The organism is Pseudomonas sp. SDO5271_S396 (assembly GCF_054071795.1).
Genome location: NZ_JBSVWB010000013.1, coordinates 66,992 through 78,741, shown reverse-complemented (window position 1 = coordinate 78,741; position 11,750 = coordinate 66,992). Strand labels below are relative to the sequence as shown.

The following is an 11,750-nucleotide window of genomic DNA, read 5'->3' as shown; positions in this document are numbered from 1 at the left end:
GAGCCTGGGACGATGCGTATTTCTACCGCTCAGTATTTCGACACGACGACCGCCAAGTATTCGGATAACTATTCCAGCGTGGTCAAGGCGCAGAACCAGGCCACCACGGGCATTCGCGTGGAAACCGCGGCGGATGATCCGGTGGCGGCGGCGCGCCTGCTGATGCTGCAACAGCAGAAGGACTTGCTTGGCCAGTTCAACGGCAACATCACCAGCCTGAAGAACTCGCTGACCAACGAAGAAAGCGTGCTCAACTCGATCAACGATGCGCTGCAAGCGGCCAGCACCCTGGCCCTGCAGGCCGGTGGCTCGCTCAGTGATGCGGACCGCAAGTCGATCGCCGGCCAGATCGGCGCCCTCGAAGACCAGGTGCTGGGCTTGCTCAACAGCAAGGACTCGTCGGGCAACTACCTGTTTTCCGGCTCCAAGACTTCGACGCCGCCCTACAGCCGCAACAGCGACGGTACCTACACCTATCAGGGCGATGAAACCCCGCTGAGTCTGCAGGTTTCCGACACGCTCAAAGTGAGCGCGGGCGATACCGGCAAGAGCATCATGTCGGGCGCCGTCAACTCGGGCCGCACCCAGGCGACCTGGATTCAGCCAGCGATTCCTCCGGCGCCGCCGGTGGTCAACGACAACAAAGTGTCGGTGTCGGCCGGCCTGGTGACGTCGGGCAGCGATTACACGCGTAAATTCGCCGATGGCCAGCCCTACAAGCTGACCTTCACCAGCAGCACGCAGTACACCGTGACCGACAAGGACGGTAACGACATCACGTCGGAGATCCCGGGCAACGGCACCTTCGACTCCACCAAGGAAGGCGCTTCCACGGTGAGCCTGCGTGGCGTGAACTTCGATATCAACCTGGACCTCAAGGGTGTCGCGCCCGGGCCGGACTCCGATGCGCTGGTCGGGGGGCGTTCCTTCAGCCTGGCGGCCAAGCCGGACACCTTCGGGGTCTCGCGCACTGCCAGCAACGCGTCCACCGCGCAGTTGACCAACGCCCAGGTGACCAACCAGGCCGCCTACGCCAGTACGTTCCCGGCGAACAGCGGGGCGGTGATCAAGTTCACCAGCGGCACCGCCTACGAGGTGTATGCCCAGCCCTACACCGCCAACAGCAAGGCAATCGCCACCGGTGATACCGGCGGTGGGACGACGGTCACGGCGGCGGGTGTGACCTTCGACGTCAGTGGCACGCCGCAGGCGGGCGATCAGTTCGCCGTATCGGCCAGCACCCAGAAGACCCAGAACGCACTGGATACCCTGAGCCAGCTGCGCCAGGCCCTGGAGCAGCCGGCTGACGGCAATCCGGCGGCGACACTCAAGCTCAAGGATGTGATCAACTCGTCCGTTGCCAACCTTGCCAACTCCCGGGCCCAGGTCGACAACGTGCGTGGCTCCATCGGTGCGCGGACCGCGGCGCTGGATATCCAGACCGCCGAAAACACCAGCATTGGCCTGGCCAACACCAGCACCATGAGCGACCTGGGCAACATCGACACCGCGCAGGCGGCGATCAACCTGACGCTGCAACAGACCATGCTGCAAGCCTCTCAGGCGGCCTTCGTGAAAATCTCCCAGCTGACCCTGTTCAGCAGAATGTGATTTTCACCGCGCAAAAACGACGGCCCACCCCGGAAACGGGGTGGGCCGTTGTCGTTTTTGCGACTTAATTGTTTGAAGGTTTTGCATAAACCACAGAGAATTGAGTGACCTGTGAGTCATAAAGCGCATCTTCACTGTATCGTGCGAAAAGGATAAGTCGCCTGCGGGTCTTTGTTTGGCGGCTTTCAGCGAGATTTTTGCGGGGTCATCCCCTTTTATTGTCAGCATCCGGCGAGCCTGTTCGCGGGGTGTTCTCCAGCTATTTAGTATTGGGAAGCCACAATGATTGGCATAAAAAGCATCGCCAGTTACGTGCCGGCCGACGGGATCGATAACTACGCCCAGGGTGCCAAATTCGCCAAGGATGAAGAATTCATCATCGGCAAGATCGGTTCGGCCTTTCTGCCACGCAAGGATGCGGTGCAGGAAACCTCCGATCTGTGTGTCGAGGCGGTCAACGCTTTGTTTGCCAACAACCCGGATTTGAAGCGCGAGTCCATCGACGCGCTGATCGTCGTGACCCAGAACGGCGACGAAGAGGGTTTGCCCCACACGGCGGCTATCGTCCAGGACAAACTGGGCCTGCCGACCCACGTGGCGGCGTTCGATATTTCCCTGGGCTGCTCCGGCTACGTCTATGGCATCTATGCCATGAAAGGCTTCATGGAAGCCGCCGGCCTGAAAAACGGCCTGCTGATCACCGCCGACCCGTATTCGAAGATCGTCGACCCGGAAGACCGCAACACCACCATGTTGTTCGGCGACGCCGCCACGGCGACCTGGATGGGTGAAGATGCGCCGTGGTTGCTCGGCAAATCCAAGTTCGGCACCGACGGTTCCGGCGCGCCGCACTTGAAAGTCAGCGACGGGGTGTTCTTCATGAATGGCCGTCAGGTGTTCAACTTCGCCTTGCTCAAGGTGCCGGCGCACCTGCATGAGCTGCTCGATGAGTCGCAGCTCAAGGCCGAAGACATCGATGCGTTCTGTATCCACCAGGGCAGCGCGGCGATCGTCGATGCCGTGGCGCGCCGTTTCGAAGACGCGCCGCTGGACAAATTCATCAAGGACATGGTCGAGACCGGCAACACCGTGTCTTCGAGCATTCCGTTGCTGCTGGAAAAGCACGTGATGGACGCGACCTGGAAGCGGGTCGCGGTCAGCGGGTTTGGTGTGGGCCTGTCGTGGGGATCGGCGATTCTCTATCGTCCGTGACTGCCTGATAGGCTAAACAGCACCTTTAAATGAAGACGCCGATGATTGAAGAGTCATCGGCGTTTTTTATTTGGCGCCAGAAAAACCGGCAAATGCGGGGTTTCAGGCCGGTGTAAACCCTTGAATTTCAAGGGGTGGCACGGTGCTAGTAAAAAATTTCAAAAAAAACCTCAAGCAACCGCTCACCACGACGATAACTATTACGTAGGTTCTCAGGCCACACCCGGCGGTTGCCAGGGCCGGAAGCCGCAGTATCCATCCAACGAGGATTTCGTCATGGCTTTAACAGTAAACACTAACATTGCTTCCATCACTACCCAGAACGGCCTTGGCAAAGCGGCCAGCTCGCTGCAAACCTCCATGCAGCGTCTGTCCACCGGCCTGAGCATCAACAGCGCCAAAGACAACGCCGCCGGCCTGCAGATCTCCAACCGTCTGACCAGCCAGATCAACGGCCTGGGCCAGGCAGTCAAGAACGCCAACGATGGTATCTCCATCGCGCAAACCGCTGAAGGCGCAATGCAGGCTTCGACCGACATTCTGCAAAAAATGCGTACCCTGGCTCTGTCCTCGGCTACCGGCTCCCTGAGCGACGCCGACCGTACTTCCAACCAGGAAGAATACCAGGCTCTGACTTCGGAACTGACCCGTATCTCCCAGACCACTACTTTCGGTGGCCAGAAGCTGCTGGACGGTTCGTACGGCACCAAGTCGATCCAGGTCGGCGCCAACGCCAACGAAACCATCAACCTGTCCCTGGACAACGTTGCGGCCAACAACATCGGTTCCCAGCAGATCAAGAGCGTGGGCGTTGCCCCTAGCGCTACTGGTGTTGCAGGCGGCGTGATCGGCGTCACCGGTAACGGCCAGACTGCCAGCGTCACCGTAGCTGCCGGCGCATCGGCCAAAACCATCGCCAGCCAACTGAACGGCGCTGTAGGTGGCCTGAGCGCTTCCGCCAGCACTGAAGCTCAGTTCACTGTGGGTGCTGCTGCCAAGACTGCTCCTGCTACCTTCACCATGACCATCGGTGGTCAAGCCACTACCTTCACCGGTGTGACTGACACTGCCAGCCTGGCTGACCAACTGAAGTCCAACGCCGCCAAACTGGGCATCAGCGTTAACTACGACGAATCCAAAGGCACCCTGTCGGTGAAATCCGACTCCGGTGAAAACCTGGCCTTCAGCGCTTCGACCGACGCCGGTTCGATCACTGTTGCCACCAAAAACGGTTCGGGCGTCTACGGTGCCGGTGTTGCACTGGCTGACGGCATCATCGCCACTGGCGCTGTGAACCTGGACTCGTCCAAAGGCTACGCCCTGAACGGTGCTGGTGTAACCGGTCTGTTCGCTGCTGCCGGTACTGCCGCTGCTTCGACCAAGACTTCGGTTGCTCAAACCGACGTGACCAGCGCTTTCAACGCGCAATCGGCCATCGCTGTAATCGACAAAGCCATCGGCGGCATCGACAGCGTACGTTCGGGCCTGGGTGCTGTTCAGAACCGTCTGACCACTACCGTAGACAACCTGACCAACATTCAGAAGAACTCCACCGCTGCACGTTCGACTGTACAAGACACCGACTTCGCTGCTGAAACAGCCGAGTTGACCAAGCAACAAACCCTGCAGTCGGCCGCTACCGCGATCCTGTCGCAAGCCAACCAACTGCCATCCTCTGTACTGAAACTGCTTCAGTAATAGCGGCGCTTGGTAACTGACGGAGGGGCGCGTTTACGTGCCCTTTCGTCTTTTCAGTTGTAGAGGAGATTGGACATGGACATGAGTGTAAAGCTGGCCTCGTCTTATCCACCGGTTGCCCCGCAAAGCGCGACCACCCCTGTTGTTGCAGACAAAGACAAGACCAGGGTCGAGCCGATTGCGCCGTCCTCGGCTGAGCCTGAACGGGCTGACCTGGAAAAGGCTGTCACTGATATTCGCGAATTCGTACAAGCGGCCCAGCGCAAACTGGATTTTTCCATTGATGACACGACCCACCGGGTGGTGGTCAAGGTGATCGCCACCGAGAGCGGTGAAGTGATTCGCCAGATTCCATCGGAAACGGCCTTGAAGCTCGCACAAAGCCTGGCGACTGCCAGCCATGTGCTGTTTGACGAAAAGGTCTGAACTGGCACGAAACTTGTTGCAGTGATTTTCTTGAAGTGTTGTTCGCCAAGAAAACGGCAACTACTGGATTAGGAGAGAGACGATGGCGAGTACAACGGTTAACGGTGTTGGATCGGGCATCGACATTCAGGGCATCGTGAAGTCCCTGGTGGCTGCTGACAGTGCGCCGAAGCAGACGCAGATCAACACCCAGTCGCAGAAGGCTACCACCCAGCTGTCGTCGATCGGCAAGATCCAGGCTGCGCTGGACGCCTTTCGTGGTTATCTCAAGAGCACTACGGACGACAACAGCTTCAGCGGCTTGACCGGTACCTCGTCGAACGAAAAGGTCGCGACCATGACCACTGCGGCGGGGGCGGCCAACGGCAGTTTCAACCTGGTGGTCAACAAGCTCGCGCAGCCTTCCAAGCTGTCGACCGCTACCTTGGCGGGCGGTGCGTCGACCGTCGTCAACAAAGGCACCACTGCCACCACGTTGACCATTTCCCAGTCCGGCAAGAAGTTCGACCTGAGCGTTCCGCCGGGTGCGACCTTGAAGCAGGTGCGTGACTCCATCAACACGCAGTTCGGCACCTCCGGCCTGAGCGCCAACATCGTGACGGACTCCACCGGTTCGCGTATGGTCCTGACGTCCACCACCGGTGGTGTGGGCTCGGACCTGACGCTGTCGGGCAACTCGGGCATCGACACCGGCTACACCGTGATCGACACGCCGCAGAACGCCGAATACACCATTGACGGTGTGGCGTACACGTCCAAGACCAACAACATCACCGAAGCGGTGAGTGGTGTGAGCATCAAGCTGTTGTCGGTCTCGCCGCCCGTGAGCAGCACCGACTCGACGAAATCGGTCACGACCATTTCCGTCACCACCAGCACCACGGCGCTGAAGTCCGGGGTCAAGGGTTTCGTCGACAGCTACAACGCCTTGCTCAAGGCCATGAACGCCGAAACCAAGGTGACCAAGGACGCGGCCGGTAACTCTGTGCCGGCGGCGTTGACCGGTGACGCGAACATGCGCTCCCTGCAGACGGCATTGCGCAACGAGTTCAACGCCCAGTCCGGCATGGGCGCCTTCAAGTCTCTGGCGCAGTTTGGCGTGAGCACCGACTCGGCCACCGGCCTGTTGGTACTCAACGACAAGGACTTCGACAAGGCGGTACTGACCAACGCGGCGGACATCAGCAGCATGTTCAGTGGCAAGACCGGGCTGCTGGCACGCATGACGGCAGCGACCGACGACTACGCCAAGCCGACCACCGGGATCTTCGCCACGCGTTCCACGTCGCTGTCGGACAGTTTGAAGAAATTGACCCAGGACCAGACCGACCTGGATGCGCATGTGACTGACCTGACCGCCAGCCTGACCCGGAAATATACCGCCATGGACACCCTGGTGGCCCAGTTGCGTCAGCAAAGTAACAACATCCTGGGTACGCTCAACGCGTTGAACAATCAGAAGAACAATTGATTGATCGCGCATGAAAAAGCCCAGGTCATGCGACCTGGGCTTTGTTGTTGATAAGACCGGCGGGTTAAAGTTTTTTGTGAGCTCGTCGACATAATGGTTACTGAAACCCTATTCGCTGTCGCCTGTCACGAGGTAGAACCATGAATCCCATGCGAGCCCTTCGCCAATACCAGAAGGTCAATTCCCACGCCCAGATCTCCGAAGCCAGCCCGCACCGCCTGGTGCAGATGCTGATGGAGGGCGGTCTCGACCGCATGGCGCAGGCCAAGGGTGCGCTGGCGCGGGGTGACATCGCGCAGAAGGGCCTGATGCTCGGCAAGGCTGTCGACATCATCATCGGTCTGCGTGACGGCCTGGATGCCGAGAAGAGTGAAGACCCTGCCTACATCCAGCAACTGGAAAGCCTGTACGCGTACATGACCAACCGTTTGATGGAAGCCAATCTGCACAACGACGCCAGCATGATCGACGAAGTCGCCCGTTTGCTGATTACCGTGAAAGAGGGCTGGGATGCCATCGCAACGCCACAAGGTGAAGCACAATAAGGCCGAGCGCCTTGAGGAACACGTCATGAGCCAAGCACTTCAACGCATTGATGAAACCCGTGAAGCCCTGATCGATGCGCTGGCGGAACGTAACTGGGACGCCATTGGCGAACTGGATATGGGATGCCGCAACGTGATCGAGCAAGTGCTGAACGAAGCGCCGGTGGACGAAGATGTGCTGCGCGAGAAGCTCGAAAGCCTGTTGGCGGTCTACCAGCAATTGCTGGAAGTGACCACAGGTGAGCGGCAGGCGATTTTTGAAGAGATGTCGCTGATCAACCGAGCTAAAAATGCGTCAAAGGTTTACCATCTGTTCGGCTGAACGGGCCCAGTTAATCCGAACGGTGCGTCATATATTTGACTATGCCCGCATTTTTGACTTAACTAGTGCTGTTTTCAGATTTCAGACGGTTGCAGCGCAGAAAATGCCTACAGCTATCTAGATTGCCCCGATTCGAGGGCATTTGAGTTAACTAGGGAAGTTGCTATTGCATGTGGCGTGAAACCAAAATTCTGCTGATTGATGACGATAGCGTCCGCCGCCGCGATTTAGCGGTGATTTTGAATTTTCTTGGCGAAGAAAATTTGCCCTGCGGTAGCCATGATTGGCAGCAGGCGGTCAGCTCATTGTCATCGAGCCGTGAAGTCATTTGTGTGCTGATCGGGACGGTAAACGCTCCTGGCGCAGTTCTGGGCCTGTTAAAGACACTCTCAACCTGGGATGAGTTCCTTCCGGTTTTGCTAATGGGCGAAATTTCTTCTGTCGACCTGCCGGAAGACCAGCGCCGCCGGGTGCTTTCCACCCTGGAAATGCCCCCCAGCTACAGCAAATTGCTAGATTCCCTGCACCGCGCCCAGGTCTATCGCGAGATGTACGACCAGGCCCGCGAGCGTGGTCGCCACCGCGAACCCAACCTGTTCCGCAGCCTGGTCGGCACCAGCCGCGCCATCCAGCACGTGCGCCAGATGATGCAGCAAGTGGCCGATACTGACGCCAGCGTGCTGATCCTCGGCGAGTCGGGAACCGGCAAGGAAGTGGTGGCGCGCAACCTGCACTACCACTCCAAGCGTCGCGACGGACCCTTCGTGCCGGTCAACTGCGGGGCGATCCCGGCAGAGTTGCTCGAAAGCGAACTGTTCGGCCACGAGAAGGGCGCCTTTACCGGGGCGATCACCAGCCGTGCCGGGCGTTTCGAGCTGGCCAACGGCGGCACCCTGTTCCTCGACGAAATCGGCGACATGCCGCTGCCGATGCAGGTCAAGCTGCTGCGCGTGTTGCAGGAGCGTACCTTCGAGCGCGTGGGCAGCAACAAAACCCAGAGCATCGATGTGCGCATCATCGCGGCCACCCACAAGAACCTCGAAAGCATGATCGAGGTGGGCAGCTTCCGTGAAGACTTGTACTACCGCCTCAACGTATTCCCCATCGAGATGGCACCGCTGCGCGAGCGCGTGGAGGACATCCCGCTGCTGATGAACGAACTGATCTCGCGCATGGAGCACGAGAAGCGCGGCTCCATCCGCTTCAACTCGGCGGCGATCATGTCCCTGTGCCGACACGGCTGGCCGGGCAACGTCCGCGAGTTGGCCAACCTGGTGGAGCGCATGGCGATCATGCACCCTTACGGCGTGATCGGCGTGGTCGAGCTGCCGAAGAAATTCCGCTACGTCGACGATGAAGACGAGCAACTGGTGGACAGCATCCGCAGCGACATGGAAGAACGGGTCGCCATCAATGGCCACACGCCGGACTTCGGTTCCACCGCCATGCTGCCGCCGGAAGGCCTGGACCTCAAGGACTACCTCGGCAACCTGGAGCAGGGGCTGATCCAGCAGGCTCTGGACGACGCCAACGGCATCGTCGCCCGCGCCGCCGAACGCCTGCGCATCCGTCGTACCACCCTGGTGGAGAAGATGCGTAAGTACGGAATGAGCCGCCGCGAAGGCGATGAACAGACAGATGATTGACGCCTGAAATACAAACCGCTGACTATTCAGCGGTTTTTTTTCGGCACAAGTATTGCTACAGCCCTCGCAACGCACCGTTTCACTGACGGTCAGCCAAGCGAGAGAGCATGATGCCCCACGCCGCCCAACTATCTTCGGTCCCTGATCTCCAGGGGCCTGCGCCTTCTGTAGAACAGCTCAGCCGCCATGGCCTGGAACAGGCTTTTTCGCTGTTCAACCAGATGTCCAGCCAACTGACGGACTCCTACAGCCTGCTCGAAGCCCGGGTCTCGGAACTCAAGGGCGAACTGGCGGTGGTCAGCGCCCAGCGCATGCAAGAACTGGCCGAGAAAGAGCGCCTGGCCAACCGTCTGCAAAACCTGCTGTCGCTGTTGCCGGGCGGTGTGATCGTCATCGACGACCAGGGCCGTGTGCGCGAAGCCAACCCGGCAGCCAGCGACATGCTCGGCCTGCCGCTGGAAGGCGAGCTGTGGCGCGAAGTCATCAGTCGCTGCTTTGCCCCGCGTGAAGACGACGGTCACGAAATCTCGCTCAAGGACGGTCGTCGCCTGTCCATCGCCACCCGTTCCCTGGACGCCGAACCCGGGCAACTGGTGCTGCTCAATGACCTGACTGAAACCCGTCACTTGCAGGACCAGTTGGCGCGTCATGAGCGGCTGTCGTCCCTGGGGCGGATGGTCGCTTCTTTGGCGCATCAGATCCGCACGCCCCTGTCGGCGGCGTTGATCTACGCCAGTCATTTGACTGATGAACAATTGCCCGCTTCGACGCACCAGCGTTTTGCCGGGCGCCTGAAAGAGCGCCTGCACGAGCTGGAGCACCAGGTGCGCGACATGCTGGTATTTGCCCGGGGGGAGTTGCCGCTGACCGATCGCGTCAGCCCTGGCGAACTGATGCAGGCGTTGCAGGCGGCGGCTGCTACCCATATCCAGGACGTCCAGGTGCGCTGGCAGTGCGACAGCCACGTGGGTGAGTTGCTGTGCAATCGCGACACCCTGGTCGGTTCCTTGCTCAACCTGATCGAAAACGCCGTCCAGGCCAGCGGCTCGGGGGCGCGTCTCAAAGTGCACCTGTACGGCCGTGGTCAAACCCTGCGGCTGTGCATCAGTGACAGCGGCAGCGGTATCGATCCCGCCGTGTTGCAGCGCCTCGGCGAACCGTTTTTTACCACCAAGACCAACGGCACTGGCCTGGGCCTGACCGTGGTCAAGGCTGTGGCACGGGCTCATCAGGGAGAATTGCAACTGCATTCGCGCCTGGGGCGCGGCACTTGTGCATTGATGACGTTGCCGCTGTTTTCAGGCGCGGCAAGCGCGGAGTAAAAAGCATGGCTATCAAGGTTTTGTTGGTGGAAGACGATCGCGCCCTGCGTGAAGCATTGGCTGACACGCTGCTGCTGGCGGGCCATGACTACCGGGCGGTCGGTTCTGCCGAGGACGCCTTGGAGGCCGTCGAGCAAGAGTCGTTCAGCCTGGTGGTCAGCGACGTCAACATGCCGGGCATGGACGGCCATCAGCTGCTGGGCCTGTTGCGCGCGCGCCAGCCGCAATTGCCGGTGCTGTTGATGACCGCCCACGGTGCGGTAGAGCGCGCGGTGGACGCCATGCGCCAGGGCGCAGCGGATTATCTGGTCAAGCCCTTCGAGCCCAAGGCACTGATCGAACTGGTGGCCCGTCATGCCCTTGGGGTGATCGCGGTGGTGGAGGGCGAAGGCCCGATCGCCTTCGAACCGGCCAGTGCGCAATTGCTGGAGCTGGCCGCCCGCGTGGCGCGCAGTGATTCCACCGTGCTGATTTCCGGCGAGTCCGGCACCGGCAAGGAAGTGCTGGCGCGGTATATCCACCAGCAATCGACCCGGGCCAAGCAACCCTTTATCGCGATCAACTGCGCGGCGATCCCCGACAACATGCTCGAAGCCACGCTGTTCGGCCATGAAAAGGGCTCCTTCACCGGCGCCATCGCGGCCCAGGCCGGCAAATTCGAACAGGCCGATGGCGGCACCATTCTGCTCGATGAAATCTCGGAAATGCCCCTGGGCCTGCAAGCCAAACTGCTGCGGGTGTTGCAGGAGCGCGAAGTGGAACGGGTCGGCGCACGCAAGCCGATCCAGCTGGATATCCGCGTGGTCGCCACCACCAACCGCGACCTGGCGGGCGAAGTGGCGGCGGGGCGCTTCCGTGAAGACCTGTACTACCGGCTGTCGGTGTTCCCCCTGGCCTGGCGCCCACTGCGCGAGCGGCCGGCCGACATCATCCCGTTGGCCGAGCGCCTGCTGAGCAACCACGTCAAAAAAATGAAGCACGCCCAGGCGCGGCTGTCGGCGGAGGCCCAGGCGTGTCTGGTGGCTTACCCGTGGCCGGGTAACGTGCGTGAACTGGATAACGCCATCCAGCGCGCGCTGATCCTGCAACAGGGCGGCTTGATCCAGCCTCAGGATTTCTGCCTGGCCATGGGCTCAGGGGTAGCGCCGCTGCCCAGCCTGGCACCTGCACCGGTGGTGGTCGCTGAAGCGGAGTCCGCCGGCGCGCTGGGCGATGACCTGCGTCGCCGCGAATTCCAGATGATCATCGACACCCTGCGTTCCGAGCGCGGCCGCCGCAAGGAAGCTGCCGAACGTTTGGGGATCAGCCCGCGCACCCTGCGCTACAAGCTGGCGCAGATGCGCGACGCGGGCATGGATGTGGAAGCGTACCTGTTCGCCACCTGACCCGCGGGGTTGGGCAAAAATTTAGGCCGACAGGGTTTGTCGCCTTTTCTTACGAGTCGCCACGGATCTGGCACCCTTGTTGCTACCACCCCTAGTAACTGCTGCGTAGTGT

At 60.4% G+C, this 11,750-nt stretch carries 10 protein-coding genes; all 10 read left to right on the top strand.

The annotated features are described in order from the left end of the window. Positions 1 to 12 precede the first annotated feature (12 nt). The 10 genes from ACW9IN_RS12105 to ACW9IN_RS12060 all read left to right on the top strand — a co-directional run bounded on the left by ACW9IN_RS12105 (position 13) and on the right by ACW9IN_RS12060 (position 11,638). Positions 13 to 1,611, top strand: coding sequence for a flagellar hook-associated protein 3 (locus ACW9IN_RS12105; protein WP_457366085.1), 1,599 nt, complete (start codon positions 13 to 15; stop codon positions 1,609 to 1,611). Positions 1,612 to 1,893: 282 nt separating this feature from the next. After that, positions 1,894 to 2,823 (top strand): ketoacyl-ACP synthase III, encoded by a 930-nt coding sequence (locus ACW9IN_RS12100; protein WP_457366084.1) that lies wholly within the window; start codon positions 1,894 to 1,896, stop codon positions 2,821 to 2,823. 276 nt (positions 2,824 to 3,099) lie between these two features. Beyond that, on the top strand, positions 3,100 to 4,521 hold the full coding sequence (locus ACW9IN_RS12095) for a flagellin N-terminal helical domain-containing protein (RefSeq protein ID WP_457366083.1): 1,422 nt from the start codon (positions 3,100 to 3,102) through the stop codon (positions 4,519 to 4,521). A gap of 75 nt (positions 4,522 to 4,596) precedes the next feature. Then, positions 4,597 to 4,947: a flagellar protein FlaG gene (locus ACW9IN_RS12090; protein ID WP_457366082.1), complete on the top strand. Its 351-nt coding sequence runs from the start codon at positions 4,597 to 4,599 to the stop codon at positions 4,945 to 4,947. A gap of 82 nt (positions 4,948 to 5,029) precedes the next feature. Beyond that, positions 5,030 to 6,418, top strand: coding sequence for a flagellar filament capping protein FliD (gene fliD / locus ACW9IN_RS12085; RefSeq protein ID WP_457366081.1), 1,389 nt, complete (start codon positions 5,030 to 5,032; stop codon positions 6,416 to 6,418). A 140-nt stretch (positions 6,419 to 6,558) separates the two neighbouring features. Next, a complete protein-coding gene (gene fliS / locus ACW9IN_RS12080) occupies positions 6,559 to 6,963 on the top strand; it encodes a flagellar export chaperone FliS (protein ID WP_457366080.1) in 405 nt (134 codons plus the stop codon). Between the two features lie 25 nt (positions 6,964 to 6,988). Next, positions 6,989 to 7,285, top strand: coding sequence for a flagellar protein FliT (locus ACW9IN_RS12075; RefSeq protein WP_457366079.1), 297 nt, complete (start codon positions 6,989 to 6,991; stop codon positions 7,283 to 7,285). 170 nt (positions 7,286 to 7,455) lie between these two features. Next, positions 7,456 to 8,931, top strand: a complete 1,476-nt coding sequence (locus ACW9IN_RS12070) for a sigma-54 dependent transcriptional regulator (protein ID WP_457366078.1) — start codon at positions 7,456 to 7,458, stop codon at positions 8,929 to 8,931. A 110-nt stretch (positions 8,932 to 9,041) separates the two neighbouring features. Continuing rightward, positions 9,042 to 10,253 (top strand): sensor histidine kinase, encoded by a 1,212-nt coding sequence (locus tag ACW9IN_RS12065; RefSeq protein WP_457366123.1) that lies wholly within the window; start codon positions 9,042 to 9,044, stop codon positions 10,251 to 10,253. Positions 10,254 to 10,258: 5 nt separating this feature from the next. Then, the gene (locus ACW9IN_RS12060; protein ID WP_457366077.1) at positions 10,259 to 11,638 is read left to right on the top strand and encodes a sigma-54-dependent transcriptional regulator; all 1,380 of its coding nucleotides are present in this window, start codon (positions 10,259 to 10,261) and stop codon (positions 11,636 to 11,638) included. Positions 11,639 to 11,750: the final 112 nt, after the last annotated feature.